Consider the following 17,484-nt stretch of genomic DNA (forward strand, 5'->3'; position numbering starts at 1 on the left):
CGCCTCGTTGATGTCGGCGAGGCTGGAGCCTGATCGGGATCATGATGGCAGTCCGGCTCGTCACCTCGCCGACCTGTTCGCTTGTCGTCGCCCCCGCGCGCAGGCGCGCATGTGCCGCCGACGCGAAGACGTCCTTCGGCTTTTGTGGGCTTCCTCGACGGGTGCACGACATGAAAGGGTTTCTGACCGGGCCGTAGGCCCGCGTCCGGCAAGCACGCGAGGACAGATTCCGACGCTATCGACGCTATTGGCAGCGTGACAAAATCCGGTCTGCACGGCGCGCAGTTCGAGCCCGTCATTCCAAGACGCCGACAGCCCGAAATCCGTGATGAGAACCATGTGGTTTCGTCACGGCACGGTCAGGCTCGCTTCGTAGAGACGGCGGTCCTCTTCGCTGGTGATGTCGATGAACGGATATGGCTGGAACGACTGATCTTCGTCGATGCACATGATGGGCTTCCTCCGATCATGATGGTGCCGTCGTTCCGAAGTTGCCGAGACGCGATCTCCAGAAGTCGTTCACGGGATTGAAGCCGATAGAAGCGGTTCTTGTAGACAACCCGTTCTGACCCATCAGGGAAGCGATGGATGACCCGCTGAGCGGACTCGTTCAGATACCAAGTGCCTGACTGGCTACCCATGTAGACCTCGGCGACGTAGCAGTGCACCGAGCGATGGGTTCGGTAGCGGTTGTCACCTTGAGGGGGCTGCTGCTCCATCTTTCTCAGTCCTTGTGAAGGCAATCGTCACAGAGACCAAACTCGCCCGCCGAAGCTGAGGCGATGTTGAAGTGAAGGCCGCAGTGCACGCAGCGTGGCCGCGCGTCAGGTCCTGGCCGTAACCCCAAACGGCGGAGATGCTCTTCCTGTTCTTTCTTGGCGTCGGTCATGTTGTCCCTCCGACGCCAACTTAACGGGACTTCACCAGATCACTAAAGCTCGTTTTCCTTGACGCCTCCCCGAACTGTGAGAGTCTGAGGCCGTGAAGCGGTGCGGAATATATCTCAGGGTCTCAACGGACCAGCAGACGACCGAGAACCAGTTCCGCATCCTCCAGGAGGTCGCCGAACGATCCGGCTGGACCATCGTCCAGGTCTTTGAAGATGCCGGGATCAGTGGCGCGAAAGGGCGGGACCAGCGTCCTGGCTACGATGCCCTTCTAAAGGCCGTCCATCGTCGAGAAATCAATATGGTCGCAGCTTTCGCTGTAGATCGTCTGGGACGCTCCTTGCCCGATCTGGTGGCCTTCCTCTCGGATTCAGGCGCGGGGTTGCGATCTCTATCTGCACCAACAAGCCGTCGATACCTCGACGCCCTCAGGCAGAATGCTCTTCGGCCTACTGTCAGTCTTTTCAGAATCGAACGCGAACTCGTCAGGGCCAGAGTCAATGCAGGTCTGGATCGGGCTCGGTCCAAAGGCGTCCGCCTTGGACGTCCCTCCATCGCCCCCATCGACCTCGATCCTGTTCGGAAGCGTATCCTCCAGGGTCAGTCCATCCGGGTGATCGCGAAGGCTACCGGGTTCAGCACGGCCACGGTCCAGCGGGTCAAACGGTCCATGCACACGGTCGAGGAAGCCGTCCCTGCCACTGTGGCGGCCTAAGACTGAGACGTCCTGAGGGACCTGGAGACCAGAATGACTGACGACATCGACCCAACGGTCCAGCACGGTCAGGACGAACCGTCAGGAGACCTTGAGGCCCAAAATCACGGCAGCCGTGAAAATGAGCCTGTAGCACCACCCAATTTCCCCTCGGCTCCAAATCCTTGCTCCACAAGGGTTTGGACGGAAACAGGCGATAAATCTGACACCACGCTGTGTCACACGGCTCGGAAGAGACCGTCGAAAAAGCGTTCCCCTACAGTCGGTTCAGGCTCCCGAACCTGTAGCACCACATCGGCGCACACACCGTCCAAACGGCCCCTTCGACCGTCTCCACGGTCACCTGATGCTCGTCGTCGGCAATCGTCTGGTCTGATCGTCCGGGGATCGACCTACTACCTTCGACTTCGTGTCCCTCGCTCGTTATCAAAGCCATCCAGATCGAGGACTGCCCCATGACGTCTCACGAAAAGCCCTCAAGCTTGAAAGGCTTGTTTCGCGAGTATGCCCAGGCTGTCGTGCCCGTGTTTTCGATCGATAAGAATGGCGATGAAGGTGTGGGGACGGCCTTCCACGTTGGTGAAGGTATCTTTGTGACTGCGCGACACGTCGTGGAACAAATGCAGTCGTCCCGAGTGGAGTTGGACACGACGAGCATGCCCCCGGCAACTTGGCTGCGATTGTCCGAACCGTTCTCTTGGCCCGTATCCGCTGGATACCATCACGACCCGCGCATCGATGTGGCCGTCTTTAAAATAGATGAACTGGCAGACTTGCCCGTGATCCCTCTCGGGGGCCATTTGGATGACTGGATCAGCGACGAACAGTTCGCCTTGAACGACGTTCTGGTGATGGGCTACCCACCGGTTCCGCTGGCCAGCCGTCCCTTATTGCTTGCCGTTCGCGGCGAGGTGAACGCGGTAGTTGACCTCATTGGAGGGACGCATGTTCACTTCATTCTATCCGTGACTGCCCGAGGCGGTTTTAGCGGCGGTGTCGTAATGTCGGAATGGAACTTTGCTCTTGGACTAATCACCCAGAGCTTGGTCAAAAACAATCTTCCGGAAGAGCTTGGTTACCTAACGGTGCTCTCGGTCGAGCCTATCTACCAATGTTTGGCTGATAACGATTTGATGCCGTCTCAAGGCCACGACCTCCAAATCTTTTCGAGAAGCGGACACCTCTCACAAGTTGAGGTTCTCGAAGAAAGCGGTGAAATCTGGAGTGTCGGGAACGCGCCGCGTAAGGAAGATGCCCCCGATGGTGGCCTGAGGGAAGCGACGGCCTAACACTGTCCGCATGGCCACATAAGACGCTCCTGTAGTAAGAACATCATCGACTACGATCAGTTGGGTTGGCCCTGGCTCGATAAGTGACTCGTCGATGCGGTATCGGGCGATGTGATCTTCAGGGCGTGGGCGCACATCCGATAAGTGAGCGCATTCCCTATCGCCGTCTTGGTAGATCAAAAGACGAACATCGGGTGCGAAAGCTCGCGCAATCTGCTCCACACGGTCATCGTATTCCGGGTGGTCGCGGCTTTTCGAAGGAGGCACCGGCACGACTGTAACGGTGGAAAGCCACGCAGCAGGTATCGCATCGCGGTAGGTGGTTGCCGCCTGTGCGATAGCCCGCTCTTTGTATCGATACTCTGCCCGTCCCTTTTTCAGCGGGGACTTTTTGAGGTTCGAAACGATGTCGTTACCCCACCCGGCCTCGAACCCTTGGCGAGGCTTATACTCGCCGAAGAAGTAGCAGTCGTCAGTGGGCAGTAAGTAGCTGTGATCCGGCCGGATCAGGTCGTCCACTTTCAGTAGCAAGGGCATCGAGCCTCATCCGAATTTCATCAAAATCCCTGACCCGCTTCGCGCCACGCTCCAAGAATTTATGGGGCCAAGTCAACTCGGGCCGATGGAAATTGCTCTCCAGGATGAAGACATCCCGTCCCTGATGAAGAGCGGCACGAGCCTGGATCAAGGTGCCGGAGGTTTCACCGGCTTCAACGATGACCGTCGCCATCGTCAAGGCAGACATCGTGACGTTCCTCTCTGGGAAGAAGAACCGATTGAAACGGGGATTCTGGCGGGCATATCGAAGGACAGGCACCTGCGAGATCACGAGATGCTCTTCGGACATCAGCTTTTGAAGGGCTGCGTTCTTTTTCGATAAGCCTCGGAGATAGGTGTTCCGATAACAGCGAAGGTTTCACCTCCCTCCGCCAACGCCGTTTCGTGGGCGACCGAGTCAATTCCTTCCGCCAGCCCCGAAGCAACTGTGTAGCCGTGCTTCACCAACTCTTTGACCAGCTTCCTCGCACGACGAACCCCTTCCTCGCTCGGCGACCGCGTTCCCACCACTGCGACTGACGGGGTTTCAACCAAATCCCACCAGCCTTGGTAATACAGGAACTCAAGCGGGTGAGCGGCATCCCTCAATCTGACGGGATAGTCGGCGGTGCCGTTCAAGCGGATGCCAAAGCGGCCCACGCCCGCCGTTCTGAACCTGTCCATGACCCGATGCAGCGCATCCTTAGATTTCGAAATCGGCACAATGTCTGATGGACGAACGTTCGGGTCTTTCCGAACGATGTCCGCCACCGACTTGAAGCTCGTCCCGTCTTCCTCCCAGAGGGCTTCATAGGCTCCAAGTTCTTCCATCGGCGACACGCCGAGCTTCGAATTAGCTCTTTCAAGAAGATCGCCCAAGATGGCCTCATGAGAACAAACAGCGAACATATTGCGCTACAGCGAACGAGACAAGCATGAATTGCACGCGACTGACAGGTGTCAATTATAGAGTCGCCTCGGGAGTCAAGCGTGAGTGGACCCCAAGGGCAGTGTCACTTCGGCTGAATGAGGTGCGAGAGATTCAGGTCGGGATAGGCGATTTGCCCCATGGCCTCATAAAGAGTTTGGGCTCGATAGCCTCGGCCGTAGGCGGCGGCCGTTTCGCCGCCCTCGTTTCCGTTGCCCGATGACCAGCCGCCCAAGGCGAGCGCGACTTCGTGTTCGATGCGGGCTTCCCGCAGCGCATCTCGATAGCAGTGCCGAAAGGAGTGGAAGCAAGTCTTAGGCCGGTCGGCTCCGGCCCGTTGAAGAAAACGTCGAAACCACTTCGAGAAGGGATCGCTGTAGTAGCCCGTGCTTGATGCCTGGAGTTCGGAGAACAAGCGCACGGCTCCAATCGACCTCCGCTCCGCGACGAAGGTCATGAACCCGATGTCGATCAGTGTCGGATGGACAGGGATGAACCGCTCGCTGGCCGCCGTCTTGAGGCGTTTGCCGTTGTCGCTGTCGGATGGGCCTTCCGTTACGAAGAAGCAGTCCACGCCGTCCAGTCGATGGATGTCGGAGACGTGTAGCTGGCAAATCTCGTTCATTCGCATGCCCGAGAACAAGGCGATGAGAGGAACCCAGAAACGCCCGCGACGCGGACGCGCATAGCCTGGTGTGGAGTATCCCGCCCAGTCGTCAACGCAGCCCCGATAGATCGGGGCGTCGAATATGAGACGTAGTTGCTCGTCGCTGAACGGTAGGCGTTTATCCCGCCGTCTCACCCGGTCGATGACCTGAAGGCCCTTGGCTGGGTTCCGTTCAATCCAGCCCTCGTTCTGGCAGAAGTTCATCACCGCCCTGAACTTGCACATGTAGCCGTTGACCGAGGCGGCCGAGAGCCGTCCCGTCAGCCCCTTCTCCTTCGCCATTCTCGAAGCGGCGAGTGGCGAGAGCTTCGGGAATTTCTTCTCAGCGTTTGACGGCAGCCAGAGGAGCACATCGAGAAGCTCGCGTGACGCTTCGCGGTCGATTGATCGGATCGTGCGGTTTTCACCCCAGAGGCCGACCGTCAACTCGATGAGGTTGAGATAGTGCAGGTCTGTCTTTCGAGTTCGCTGCTTTCCGGGGTCGGATCGGAACAGTTCGAACGCTTGGCGAAGCGTCTTGTCCGCTGGCGACGCCGAAGGCGGCGGCGCGAGCTTCGGTCGCTCGGACGGAATGGCAATGATAGGCTGAACGCCGTGAACCTCAATGTCTCGCCACTCCTGCTCAAACGCCGCTGCAACGATCCGGGCCTCACGAATGGCGTCCGCTCGATAGCCGGTGCCAAGGGACTTCACGACGTGGGTCTTGCCGATGATCCCGGCCAATGAGCGAGGGACACGAAGTCGAAGGTAGTAGGTCGATCCCCGGACGATCAGACCAGACGATTGCCGACGACGAGCATCAGGTGACCGTGGAGACGGTCGAAGGGGCCGTTTGGACGGTGTGTGCGCCGATGTGGTGCTACAGGTTCGGGAGCCTGAACCGACTGTAGGGGAACGCTTTTTCGACGGTCTCTTCCGAGCCGTGTGACACAGCGTGGTGTCAGATTTATCGCCTGTTTCCGTCCAAACCCTTGTGGAGCAAGGATTTGGTGGAGCCGAGGGGAGTCGAACCCCTGACCTCGTCATTGCGAACGACGCGCTCTACCAACTGAGCTACGGCCCCGTTTCCAGTCTGGATCGGGCCCCAGGCGAGGGCGGGACATAGAAGGCGGGCGGGCGCGGTGTCAACGGGCTTTGTGCGCGCAATCGGCGCAGGCGCGTCGCAAAGATTGTCCGGACCGGCCCGGTCGGTCTAGAAGCCGTGTTCGGTTCAAGGAGACGCCTCATGGGCTACGCCATCGTCTGGCTGGTCAGCAACATCATCAACCTGATGGTCTGGTTCATCATCGCCCAGGCGATCCTGAGCTGGCTGGTGGCGTTCGACGTCGTCAACTACCGTAACCGGTTCGTCTATTCGGTCGGCAGTTTCCTGGATCAGATCACCCGGCCGCTGCTGGAGCCGTTCCGCCGCATCATCCCCAGCCTGGGCGGCATCGACGTGTCGCCCATCGTGGTGATCCTGCTGCTGCAGTTCGTGAACATCCTGTTCATGCGCTCGGCCGCCCCGATCCTGATGAGCACGCTGGGCTGAGGCGGGATGCGCGGCGCCCGGCCGCCACACGGCGGGCGGAATCTGACGGCGCGAGGCCAATCCGCTCTTGCGCCGCGCCCGGACCTTCCTAAGGTGCCCGCCCCGACCACATTCGACCACGGTTCATGAACACGATCACCACAGTCGCCGTCCTGGGCGCCGGACAGATGGGCGCTGGCATCGCCCACATCGTGGCGCTGGGCGGCTATACGGTCCGATTGTACGATGTGGCGACCGGCCGGGCCACCCTGGCCCTGGGCGAGGTCGCGACCAGTCTGGCGCGTCATGTCGAGCGCAATCTGGTCGATCGACAAGAGGCCGACGCCGCCCTGGCCCGCATCCAGATCGCCGACAGCCTGGCCGAGGCGGTGCGCGACGCCGATCTGGTGATCGAGGCCACGCTGGAGGACGAAGGGGTCAAGAAGGCCGTCTTCGCCGAGATCACGCCTTTCCTGAAGCCCCACGCCCTGCTGGCGTCCAACACCTCGTCCATCTCGATCACGCGCCTGGCCTCCGCGACGGACCGGCCCGACCGGTTCATCGGTCTGCATTTCATGAAGCCGGCGCCGGTGATGAAGCTGGTGGAGATCATTCGCGGCATCGCCACCTCGGCCGAGACCCATTCCGCCGCCGTGGTCTTCGCCGAGAGCCTGGGCAAGACCACCACGGACGCCGAGGACTTCCCCGCCTTCATCGTCAACCGCATCCTGGTGCCGATGATGAACGAGGCGATCTTCGCCCTGTACGAGGGCGTCGGCAACGTCGCCTCCATCGACAAGGCCCTGCGCCTGGGGGCCAACCATCCGATGGGGCCACTGGAACTGGCGGACTTCATGGGGCTGGACGTCGTCCTGGCCATCATGAACGTGCTGTACGACGGCCTGGCCGACAGCAAATACCGTCCCTGCCCGCTGCTGGTGAAATATGTCGAGGCCGGATGGCTGGGCCGCAAGAGCGGGCGCGGCTTCTACGACTATTCCGGCGAAACCCCGGCGCCCACGCGATGAAGGCGCCCACGCGATGAAACCGATCGAAAGCTACGGCGACCTGCCGGGCCAGACGACCATCCACGCGCGGGCCGGAACCCTGCCGCTGGTTCTGGCGTCCCTGGCCGGCGCGGCCTGGCCGCCGCTGATCCTGACCCTGCCCTTGTGGCCGCCCCAGGCGCTGGAGCCGGGACGCGACCTGGACTGGCGCCTGACGGTCCTGGCCCTGGGCCTGATCGCGGCGCCGCTGATCCTGTGGCGCATCCGGGGCGAGCGCGCCCGCGACGGACGGCCCAGCACGCGACTGGGCGTGGTGTGGCGGTTCATGCTGTTCGGCGGCCTGGGCGCGGCGGTGCTGCAGGTGATCCTGGCGCTGGGGATGTCGATCCTGGGCTGGTTCGAGGCCGGCGGCGTCATGGCCGCCCTTGGCGCGACGGAAACGACCCTGCTGATCTTCGGCGTCGGCGGCTTGCCCATCGCCATAGTGGTGGGGGTCAGCTACGCCCTGTGGGCCGGGTTGTGCGCCGCCTATATCGCCTTCGAGGCGCGGCCGGTTGTCAAGGACCGGCTGGGCCTGATGCCCAAACGCTGACGGGGCGCACGGTCGGGGGGCCGTCGGGATGGAACTGCATCGGACGTCGTCGACCGCCCTTTCCGCCCAGGCCTCGCCCATCGCGGCCGCCGACCGCATCCAGACGCTGGACCTGATCCGCGGATTGGCGGTGCTGGGCATTCTGGCGGTCAATGCGGGCGGGTTCGCCGCGACCCTTTCGGCCTATGGCTCCCCAGCCCTGTGGCCCTTCGCCGACAGCGGCGCCTCGGCCCTGTCGCTATGGATCGTCGACGCCTTCTTCCATCAGAAATTCATCAGCCTGTTCTCCATGCTGTTCGGGGCGTCGCTGTTCCTGGTCGGCGGAGAGCGTGGCGATCCGGAACGCGGCCGACGGTTGAGGCGGCGGCTGGGCTGGCTGGTTCCGTTCGCCCTGATCCATGGTCTGGCGATCTGGTGGGGCGACGTTCTGCTGCTCTACGCCTGGTCGGGGCTGTTCGTGATGTTCGCCCGGTCCTGGCGGCCAAAGACCCTTTTCACCGTCGGCCTGATCCTGTTCGTCCTGTTTTCGCTCAGTCAGATCGGCGGAGCCCTGGCGCTTCAGTTCGCGCCGCTGCGGGTCCAGGCCGAGGCGGCGGCCCAGTTCACCCCCTCGGCCAGCCAGATCGCCCAGGTGCGGGCCGACATGGCCGACGCCGCCGGATCCCTGGCCGGGGCCTATCGCCAGAACCTGAGGGGCTGGTTCGATCTTCAGGTTCCCAGCCTGTTCGTCTTCGTCGTGCCGACCGTCGGGCTGATGATGATCGGCCTGGGCCTGTTGAAGACCGGTTTCCTGCAAGGCGCGCGGTCCGTGCGCCTCTACGCCCTAGTGATCGGAATCGGGGCGGCGGCCCTGGCGGTGGTCGCGGCCCTGGCCTGGCGGGACGACGTGGCCCACGCCGGCGCCCTGTGGTCGGCGGGGGTCGAGGGGCTGCTGAATCCCCTGATCGCCCTGGGCTACGCCTCGGTGCTGATCCTGGCGTGGAAGGCGGGGGCGGCCCGTTGGCTGTCGCCGCTGGCGGCGGCGGGTCGGATGGCCCTGACCAACTATCTGGCCCAGTCGCTGATCATGACCAGCCTGTTCTACGGCGGGCGCGGCCTGGGGCTGATGGGTCAGGTGGATCGGCCGGCGCTTTGGATCATCGTCCTGCTGATCTGGGCGCTGCAGCTGGTCTGGTCGCCGTTGTGGCTGTCGCGCTTCCGGATGGGGCCGGCGGAATGGGTCTGGCGCTCGCTGACCTACGGCCGCGCCATGCCCATCCGAAAAGCGGCCTGAGGACGCTTTTCCCGCAGGCGCGAAGGGACTAACTGAGGGGCATGGCCGCCCCGGACACCCCTGCCGAATCCTTCAAGCGCGCGCTGGGCCACGCCGCCCGCGCCCTGGCCGAACAGCCGGAGCTGGACGTCCAGTTCGGTTCGGACGGGCCGCGGCTGGCGAACGGCGTCCTGACCCTGCCCCATCCGCCGCGCGATCCGTCCGGTCCCGAGAGCGCATCCCTGCGCGGCCAGGCCGACCGGCTGGCCCTGCGCCTGGCCAATCACGACCCGGCGCTGGACGGCCGCCTGCGCCCCGCCGACGCCAAGGCCGCCGAGGTGTTCGAGGCCGCCGAACAGGCGCGGGTCGAGGCCGTCGGCTCCCAGTTCCTGGCCGGGGTACGCGGCAATCTGGACGCCGCGCTTCTGACGCGGCTGGAACGCACCGGCGCCCTGAGGATCAACGAGCCCGAGCGGGTGCCCGTCGCCGAGGCCGTGGCCCTTCTGGTGCGTGAGCGCCTGACCGACCGGCCGACGCCGGACGGCGCCCGCGCCATGCTGGACCTGGTGCGGGCCGGCATCGAGGCCCGCGCCGGCGCCAAGCTGGACGCCCTGGCCCAGGCCGCGGGCGATCAGGCCGACTTCGCCCTGAAGCTGCGCGAGGTGCTGCGGGCCCTGGACCTGGATCCCGGCGACGCCGAGGGCGACGACGGTTCCGACGATCCGGGCCAGGACGAACCCGATCCCCAGGACCCGAACGCCGACGACGATCAGGACGACGAGGAGGAACAGGACGGCGGCGAAGGCGGTCAGTCCATGGAGGGCGACGCCGACGACCAGTCCGCCGAGGACGAACGCGAAAGCCGCCCCGAAGGCGCCCCCGCCGACCCGAACGGCGAAGCCTCCGACGAAGGGCCGGAACTGCAGGAGGGCGACCAGCCCAATCGCCAGCAGACGCCCGACGACGGCCGCGCCGTGGACGCCTACCGGATCTTCACCACCGCCTATGACGAGGTGGTGGACGCCGCCGATCTGTGCGACCCGATGGAGCTGGATCGGTTGCGCGGGCTTCTGGACGGGCAGTTGGCGGTGCTGTCCAGCGTCGTCTCGCGCCTGGCCAACAAGCTGCAACGCCGCCTGCTGGCCCAGCAAAGCCGATCCTGGATGTTCGATCTGGAAGAGGGAACGCTGGACACCGCCCGGCTGACGCGGATCGTCACCGACGTCACCGCCCCCTTGTCGTTCAAGGCCGAGAGCGAGAGCCCGTTCCGCGACACGGTCGTGACCCTGTTGCTGGACAACTCAGGCTCCATGCGCGGGCGGCCGATCATGGTGGCGGCGGTCTGCGCCGACATTCTGGCGCGGACGCTGGAGCGGTGCGGCGTCAAGGTCGAAATCCTGGGCTTCACCACCCGCGCCTGGAAGGGCGGCCAGAGCCGTGAAGCCTGGATCAGCGCCGGCAAGCCCGCCAATCCGGGCCGCCTGAACGATCTGCGCCACATCATCTACAAGGCCGCCGACGCGCCCTGGCGCCGAGCCAAGAAGAACCTGGGTCTGATGATGCGCGAGGGTCTGCTGAAGGAGAATATCGACGGCGAGGCCCTGCAATGGGCGCACGGCCGTCTGCTGGCCCGCACCGAGCAGCGCCGTATCCTGATGGTCATTTCCGACGGATCGCCGGTCGACGATTCGACCCAGTCGGCCAACGCCGCCCTGTATCTGGACAAGCACCTGCGTCAGGTCATCGCCGAGATCGAAGACCGGTCGCCGGTCGAGCTTCTGGCCATCGGCATCGGCCATGACGTGACCCGCTGGTATCGACGCGCCCTGACCATCGTGGATGTGGAGCAGCTGGCCGGGGCCATGACCGAGAAGCTGGCCGAACTGTTTGAGACCGAACCCGCCGGAGCGGCGCGCGGCGGGCGTCGGAACGCCAGACAAGCCCGCGCCGCATGACCCGTCTGTCGCGTCTCGCCGCCGTCTGGGCGGCCCTGTCGTTGACGGCTTGCGCGACCACGCTTGGTCCGCCCCAGCCCTATCCACGCCCGGCCGAAAACTGGACGCCGGTCGAGGCGCAGTTGAAGGCGGTGGGCCTGGGCTTGCCCGGCGGCGCAGTCCTGGCGCCCGGCGTCGCCTTCGCGGGCGGCGTGGAGATCGTGGCGGCGCCGACATCCCCGCTGCACAGTCTGTCGGACCTGAAACTGACCCGGGGCGACGGACTGGTCGCCGTGTCCGATGTCGGCGACCTGGTCCAGGCGGATCTGCGGCTGGATCGGCGCGGCCGCCTGGTCGGGCTGGATCACATCCGCGCACGGCGCCTCACCCTGCCCGACGGTGCGCCCATCGTCGATAAGGCGGACGGCGACGCCGAGGGTCTGATTTTGACGCCGCAGGGCGATCTGCTGATCAGCTTCGAGCGCCGTCACCGGCTTTGGAACTATGGCCCTCTGTCCGCCCTGACCGCGCCGCGACCGCTGCGCATCCCGGACTTTCCCTTCGCCGAGAACGACGGCATGGAGGGGATCGCCGTCGCCCCCGACGGCTGGCGCGTGGCGGGCGAGGCCGGCGGCGTCTGGGACTGTTCGCCGGCGCGCTGCGTCGTCGTCACGGCGCCCCCGAGCACGCCTGTTCCCGACAGCGAATACCGCATCACCGGCATGGACCGCGACCCGTCGGGCGACGGCTGGTTCGTGGTCGAGCGCCGCTTCCGCCCGCCGTTCGATGCGCGCGGACGCATCCGTCGCATGGCGCCCGATGGAACTCTGGGACCGGTGTTGATCGAGTTGAAACTGCCCGGAACCACCGACAATTTCGAAGGGATCGCCGCCCAGGCCCGGGCGGGGGGCGTGCGCCTCTACATCCTGTCGGACGACAACTTCAACCCCGTCCAACGCACCCTGCTGTTGGCCTTCGACGTGTCTCAGGCCGCGCCGGCCCGCTGATCGTCGGCGGCGGGGGTCGGGGCGCCGACCAAGGAGGTGACGAAGGCGTCGCGCCAGATCGAGACGTCGGTGTCGCGCACCACCTGCATCAGGGCCTCCCATTTCCGGATCCGCTCGGACAGGGGCATGGTCAGGGCCTTGTGGATGGCCTCGGACAGTTCCTCGCGGCTGTAGGGATTGACCAACAGCGCCTCGCCCATCTGTTCGGCCGCCCCGGCGAAGCGCGACAGGATCAGGACGCCGGGATCTTCGGGATCTTGAGCCGCCACATATTCCTTGGCGACCAGATTCATGCCGTCGCGCAACGGCGTCACCAGCCCCACCTTGGCCGCCCGATAGATGCCCGCCAGCTGGTCCCGGCGATAGGTGCGGTTCAGATAGCGGATCGGCTGCCAGTCCATGTCGGCGAAGGCGCCGTTGACCCGCCCGGCCAGGGCGTCGAGCCGCGCCCGAATGTCCTGATAGCTGTCGACGTCGTCTCGCGAGATGGGCGTGACCTGCAGCAGAAAGACCTCGCCGCGCATGGACGGATTGTCGTGCAGGAACTGCTCATAACCCAGGAGTCGCTCTTCCAGCCCCTTGGAATAGTCCAGCCGGTCCACGCCGACGATCATCTTGCGGAACGCCGCAGAGGCCGCCATCCGGTCATAGGTGCGCTCTCCCAGCGCCGAATTCCGCGCCGCCAGAAAGCCGTCCACATCGATGCCGATCGGGAAGACGCCGGTCTGGACGCGACGTCCGAAACACTCCAGCCCACCGTCGCCGTCCAGTTCGCCCCGCGCCTCCGTCACCACATAGTCCGTGAACAGATCGCTCCATTCCTGAGTATGGAAACCGATCAGGTCGAAGTCGAACATGGATTCGACCAGCCGCCGATGGTGGGGCAGCGTCACAAGCAGCTGGCGCGTCGGCCAGGGCGTGTGCAGGAAGAAGCCGATCCGGTTCCTGACCCCCAGGCGGCGCAGGTCCCGCGCCATGGGGATCATGTGATAGTCGTGGATCCAGATCACGTCGTCCGGCTGGATGCGGGGCGCCAGAACCTCGGCGAACCGTCGGTTCACCCGCTCGTAGCCTTCACCATAACTGCGCTCGTACTGGGCCAGGTCGATCCGGTGGTGGAACAGGGGCCAGAGCGTCTTGTTGGCGTAGCCGTTGTAGTATTCGTCGACGTCCTGGGCCTCCAGGTCGACCAGGCCGACCGTGACGCCCGCGCGGTCCTCCAGCTTCATCTCGCCGGTGAAGTGATCGACCGTTTCCCCGGACCAGCCGAACCACAGGCCGTCGTATTTTCTGAGCGCCGCCGACAGGGCCATGGCCAGGCCGCCCGCCGATCCTGCGGCGGGGTCGGCGGGGGCGGAGACACGGTTGGAGACGACGATCAGGCGCGACATGAATTCACTTCAGGCGGCGTCCCCAGCCCCGGGGACGAAACAGGCGGTCGAGGACTTAACGCACGTCGGTCCAGGAACGGCTCAACAGCACGGCGCAATTGATGATGCCGACCAGGGAATAGGTCTGCGGATAGTTGCCCCACAGCTCTCCGTCCTCGATGGAGATGTCCTCGCTGAGCAGGCCTGCGCGGGTGCGGCGGCTCAACATCTCGTCGAAGATGGCCCGCGCCTCCTCGACCCGGCCGTTCTGGTGCAGGGCCTCGATGAACCAGAAGGTGCAGAAGTTGAACGCGGTCTCCGGCTCTCCGAAATCGTCCGGCTCGACATAGCGGAACAGATAGGCGCCCTTCTTCAGGTCGCGCTCGATGGCGTCGAAGGTGGCGACCTGGCGCGGATCGTGGGCGTCCAGAAAGCCCAGGTCTGTCAGTTGCAGCAGAGAGGCGTCCAGTTCCCGGTTGCCGAAGCTGGCGGCGAAGCGGCCCTCGTCGGGCAGATAGGCTTCCTTTTCGACCCGGTCGCGGATTTCGGTCGCTCGTTCGCGCCAGACCTCGGCGCGCGCATGCAGGCCCAGATGGTCCGCCGCCTTGGCCAGCCGATCGCACGCCGCCCAGCACATGACCGAAGAATAGGTGTGGACCCGCGCGATGGTGCGGAACTCCCACAGGCCGGCGTCGGGCTGATCGTGCAAGGCGTAAGCGCGCTCGCCGACCTTCTCCAGGGCGTGGAAGTCGGCGATGGTTCCGGGGCGCAACAGCCGCTGGTCATAGAAGGCCTGAACCAGCGGCAGCACGATCTGTCCATACACGTCATGTTGCAGATGCTCGTGCGCCTGATTGCCGATCCTGACCGGCTTCATCCCGCGATAGCCCGCGACCGTATCGACGATGCTTTCGCCGATGCCCGGCTCCAGGCCGACGCCATAGACAGGCTGAACATGGCCGCCGGCGGAATCATCGACCAGGTTGCGCAGATAGCCCAGATAGTTCTCCAGAATATCGACCGCGCCCAGACGGTTCAGCGCCCGCACCGTGTAATAGGCGTCGCGGATCCAGCAGTAGCGATAGTCCCAGTTCCGACCGCTCTCCTTGAACTCGGGCACCGAGGTGGTCATGGCCGCCACGATGGCGCCGGTTTCCTCGTAGACGCACAGTTTCAGGGTGATGGCCGCGCGGATCACCGCCTCCTGATAGTCCAGCGGCAGATAGAGTTTGCGCACCCAGTCCTGCCAATAGGCGACGGTGCGGTTCAGCGCCGCCTCGACGCCCGGCCCGACATCCTGGTCGTAGCCCTCGTCCGGTCCGAAGAAGAAGGCGTGCGGCTGCTCCAGCCGGAACACGCGCTCCTCCAGAACGTGAGACACCGGGCAGTCGGTCGTCAGTCGAAACACCACGTCCGGACAGATGTAGCGGATGTGGTTCGAGCCCGAGGTGTGCGGCGCGGGCCCCGCCCCCCAGTCGGTGGAGGGTCGCAGCCGCACGCGGATGCGCGGCGTGCCTTCCAGCGGCCGCACGATCCGTCCGAAAGCCAGGGGCCGATAGGTGCGCGAATGTTTCGGATGGCGGGGCGCCAAGTCGATGATCTCGACCGACGCCCCGTCTTCGTCGGTCAGGACGGTGCGCAGCACGGGGGTGTTGCGAATGTAGGACTGCGAGACGTGCGACAGTCCCTCCAGCTCTATGGCCCAGAATCCGTGGTCGGGCGCTTCACCGTCCATCAGGGCGGAAAAGACCGGGTCGCCGTCCACGCGCGGAGCGCAGGCCCAGACGAACCGCCCCTGGCGGTCGATCAGGGCGCTGACGGCGCAGTTGCCGATGGGAAAGAGATCAAGATTGGGGGTCATGGATCAGGCCTCCGCCACCGCTTCCAGCCAGGTCAGGACGGCGTCCACGTCGTCCAGCCGATACCGCGCCGCCGTCGGCCGCTGAGGTCCGACCAGCACGCCGTAGCCGCCCAGGGCCGCCGCCGCCTCGAATCCGTATTCGTCGGTCAGATCGTCCCCCAGCATGACCGGGACCGCATCCCTGAACGGCGGTTCCTGCATGAAGGCGGTCACTGCCGTGCCCTTGTCGGCGCCGGGCGTCTTGAGCTCCAGCACCATATGGCCCGGCTGCAGCGTCAGGCCCGTCTCGGCCTGGAGGCGGTGAGCCAGGTCTTCGGCCGCCTTGGCCTGATCCGGCGCCTGGCGATAGTGCAGGCCCGCCGAGACGCCCTTGTCCTCGACGATCATGCCGGGCCGGTCGGCGGCGAACAGCTGGAACGCTTTCAAGGCCCGCGCCACGCCGAGGTCGGCGGTCTTGCGGCGGATCGAGCCGTTCTTCAGCCGCCGCTCCAGCCCATGCACGCCCGAGGCGGACATCAGGGCGTGGTCGGCGATCCGGTCGATCTCGGCAATGGTCCGTCCACTGACGATGGCGACCCGCCCGCCCATCTTCCCGGCCACGGCCTTCAGCGCGGCCGTCCGGCGCGCCACCGGACCCACGGCGTCGGGCGTCGCCGCCAACGGCGCCAGCACGCCGTCCATGTCCAGGAACAGGGCGACGCCTTCGGCGCGCACGGGCGGCGGCGGCAAGATGAGATCGGCGGCTCCGGCGTGAGACGTCATGGAACTCTTGGCTTTCTTCGACTTCCCCGGGCCGACTAACGCGCCAGAGCGGCAAAGGTTGACGCAAAAGCGACAAAGGCGTCTGAAAGGAAGCGTCGCGCGCGGTCGAAGGCTGAGGCGGATCGCGCGCCTCGAACCAAGGAGAACCCGGCAACGGGCATGTAAAGAATGACTGAAACCCTGCATTCCTCGCCGGACGAGATCGCCGCCATGACCGACCGCGCCCGGTCGGTGATCCGGCTCAACATCGAGGCGCTGGAGGCCCTGGAGCGGACCGTGGACGGCGCCCTGGCGCGCGCGGTGGACGTCATCATGAGCCGGCCCGGCTATGTGGTCGTCACCGGCATGGGCAAGTCCGGCCACATCGGCGGCAAGATCGCCGCGACCCTGGCGTCCACCGGCACCAACGCCTTCTTCGTCCATCCGGCGGAAATGAGCCACGGCGATCTGGGCATGCTGCGGCCGGACGTGACGGTTCTGGCCCTGTCCAACTCGGGCGAGAGCCGCGAACTGCGCGATCCGCTGCTGTTCTGCCAGCGCAACGGCATTCCGGTCATCGCCATCACCCAGCGTCCGACCAGCTTTCTGGGCCGCAACGCCGCCGTCTGCCTGACCATGCCCAAGGTGGCGGAGGCCTGTCCTAACGGCCTGGCGCCGACGACCTCGACCCTGATGACCCTGGCGCTGGGCGACGCCCTGGCCATGGTGCTGATGGACCGGCGCGGCTTCACCGCCCTGGACTTCGGCCTGCATCATCCGGGCGGCGCCCTGGGCATGAGCCTGCAAAGCGTGCGCGAATGGATGGGCGACAACGCCGCCGCCCCCGCCAATGTGCCGTTGGACGCCAGCTTCAGCGAGGTGGTCTCGGCCATCACCCAGGGCCGCAAGGGGGCGGTCGCCGTGCTGAATCCCGACGGAACCCTGGCGGGCATCGTCACCGACGGCGACCTGCGCCGCGCCTTTCAGCGCGATGTCACCAGCCTGAAGGCCGCCGACATCATGGGGGCCAATCCGATCACCGTGGATCCCGACGCGCGTATGAGCGACGTCGTCGATCTCTTGACCGCCAACAAGATTTCCAACCTGTTCGTGGTCGAGGACGGCCGGCCCACCGCCATCGTCCACATCGCCGAGTTGATGCAGGCCGGCTACGTCGCCTGACGCCC

General features: G+C 65.0%; 14 protein-coding genes, 1 tRNA gene and 1 pseudogene. 9 read left to right on the forward strand and 7 right to left on the reverse strand.

All coding sequences use genetic code 11. The features are described 5' to 3' along the window. Nucleotides 1-724 precede the first annotated feature (724 nt). Nucleotides 725-889 carry a hypothetical protein gene (locus ACWPV3_RS02090; RefSeq protein WP_453976638.1) on the reverse strand — a complete coding sequence of 55 codons (165 nt, stop codon included), beginning with the start codon at nucleotides 887-889 and terminating at the stop codon, nucleotides 725-727. Nucleotides 890-981: 92 nt separating this feature from the next. On the opposite strand from ACWPV3_RS02090, the gene ACWPV3_RS02095 reads away from it, so the two are divergent. Next, nucleotides 982-1,602 carry a recombinase family protein gene (locus tag ACWPV3_RS02095; RefSeq protein ID WP_453976653.1) on the forward strand — a complete coding sequence of 207 codons (621 nt, stop codon included), beginning with the start codon at nucleotides 982-984 and terminating at the stop codon, nucleotides 1,600-1,602. A 455-nt stretch (nucleotides 1,603-2,057) separates the two neighbouring features. After that, nucleotides 2,058-2,891, forward strand: a complete 834-nt coding sequence (locus ACWPV3_RS02100; protein ID WP_453976654.1) for a S1 family peptidase — start codon at nucleotides 2,058-2,060, stop codon at nucleotides 2,889-2,891. A 472-nt stretch (nucleotides 2,892-3,363) separates the two neighbouring features. On the opposite strand, the pseudogene ACWPV3_RS02105 reads toward ACWPV3_RS02100, so the two are convergent. The 3 genes and pseudogenes from ACWPV3_RS02105 to ACWPV3_RS02115 form a co-directional block, all read right to left on the reverse strand. Continuing rightward, nucleotides 3,364-4,337: pseudogene (locus ACWPV3_RS02105) on the reverse strand (DNA-processing protein DprA). 104 nt (nucleotides 4,338-4,441) lie between these two features. Next, nucleotides 4,442-6,049, reverse strand: a complete 1,608-nt coding sequence (locus ACWPV3_RS02110) for a DUF6538 domain-containing protein (protein WP_453978488.1) — start codon at nucleotides 6,047-6,049, stop codon at nucleotides 4,442-4,444. After that, nucleotides 6,011-6,086 (reverse strand) — tRNA-Ala (locus ACWPV3_RS02115). Before ACWPV3_RS02115 ends, ACWPV3_RS02110 begins: the two co-directional genes overlap by 39 nt. A gap of 162 nt (nucleotides 6,087-6,248) precedes the next feature. Between ACWPV3_RS02115 and ACWPV3_RS02120 the strand changes: the two genes are divergently transcribed. The 6 genes from ACWPV3_RS02120 (at nucleotide 6,249) to ACWPV3_RS02145 (ending at nucleotide 12,325) form a co-directional block, all read left to right on the forward strand. Beyond that, a complete protein-coding gene (locus tag ACWPV3_RS02120; RefSeq protein WP_292088781.1) occupies nucleotides 6,249-6,554 on the forward strand; it encodes a YggT family protein in 306 nt (101 codons plus the stop codon). A 125-nt stretch (nucleotides 6,555-6,679) separates the two neighbouring features. Then, nucleotides 6,680-7,561: a 3-hydroxybutyryl-CoA dehydrogenase gene (locus ACWPV3_RS02125; RefSeq protein WP_453976655.1), complete on the forward strand. Its 882-nt coding sequence runs from the start codon at nucleotides 6,680-6,682 to the stop codon at nucleotides 7,559-7,561. Between the two features lie 13 nt (nucleotides 7,562-7,574). Beyond that, nucleotides 7,575-8,132 carry a phthalate transporter gene (locus tag ACWPV3_RS02130; protein ID WP_312733681.1) on the forward strand — a complete coding sequence of 186 codons (558 nt, stop codon included), beginning with the start codon at nucleotides 7,575-7,577 and terminating at the stop codon, nucleotides 8,130-8,132. Nucleotides 8,133-8,160: 28 nt separating this feature from the next. Next, a complete protein-coding gene (locus ACWPV3_RS02135) occupies nucleotides 8,161-9,405 on the forward strand; it encodes a DUF418 domain-containing protein (protein WP_453976656.1) in 1,245 nt (414 codons plus the stop codon). A gap of 41 nt (nucleotides 9,406-9,446) precedes the next feature. Beyond that, on the forward strand, nucleotides 9,447-11,339 hold the full coding sequence (gene cobT / locus ACWPV3_RS02140) for a cobaltochelatase subunit CobT (RefSeq protein ID WP_453976657.1): 1,893 nt from the start codon (nucleotides 9,447-9,449) through the stop codon (nucleotides 11,337-11,339). Next, nucleotides 11,336-12,325, forward strand: a complete 990-nt coding sequence (locus tag ACWPV3_RS02145) for an esterase-like activity of phytase family protein (RefSeq protein ID WP_453976658.1) — start codon at nucleotides 11,336-11,338, stop codon at nucleotides 12,323-12,325. The genes cobT and ACWPV3_RS02145 overlap by 4 nt, the downstream gene beginning before the upstream one ends. On the opposite strand, the gene ACWPV3_RS02150 is transcribed toward ACWPV3_RS02145, so the two are convergent. Genes ACWPV3_RS02150 through otsB form a run of 3 tightly spaced genes read right to left on the reverse strand, consistent with a single transcriptional unit; the run spans nucleotide 12,304 to nucleotide 16,318 of the window. Next, complete coding sequence (locus tag ACWPV3_RS02150) at nucleotides 12,304-13,716, reverse strand: alpha,alpha-trehalose-phosphate synthase (UDP-forming) (RefSeq protein WP_453976659.1); 1,413 nt, start codon at nucleotides 13,714-13,716, stop codon at nucleotides 12,304-12,306. The two genes, ACWPV3_RS02145 and ACWPV3_RS02150, sit on opposite strands and share 22 nt — an antisense overlap. A gap of 55 nt (nucleotides 13,717-13,771) precedes the next feature. After that, nucleotides 13,772-15,556: a glycoside hydrolase family 15 protein gene (locus ACWPV3_RS02155; protein ID WP_453976660.1), complete on the reverse strand. Its 1,785-nt coding sequence runs from the start codon at nucleotides 15,554-15,556 to the stop codon at nucleotides 13,772-13,774. Between the two features lie 3 nt (nucleotides 15,557-15,559). Continuing rightward, complete coding sequence (gene otsB / locus ACWPV3_RS02160) at nucleotides 15,560-16,318, reverse strand: trehalose-phosphatase (protein ID WP_453976661.1); 759 nt, start codon at nucleotides 16,316-16,318, stop codon at nucleotides 15,560-15,562. Between the two features lie 168 nt (nucleotides 16,319-16,486). On the opposite strand from otsB, the gene ACWPV3_RS02165 reads away from it, so the two are divergent. Continuing rightward, nucleotides 16,487-17,479, forward strand: coding sequence for a KpsF/GutQ family sugar-phosphate isomerase (locus ACWPV3_RS02165; protein ID WP_292177759.1), 993 nt, complete (start codon nucleotides 16,487-16,489; stop codon nucleotides 17,477-17,479). Nucleotides 17,480-17,484: the final 5 nt, after the last annotated feature.

This window comes from Brevundimonas sp. Marseille-Q4549 (assembly GCF_976940555.1).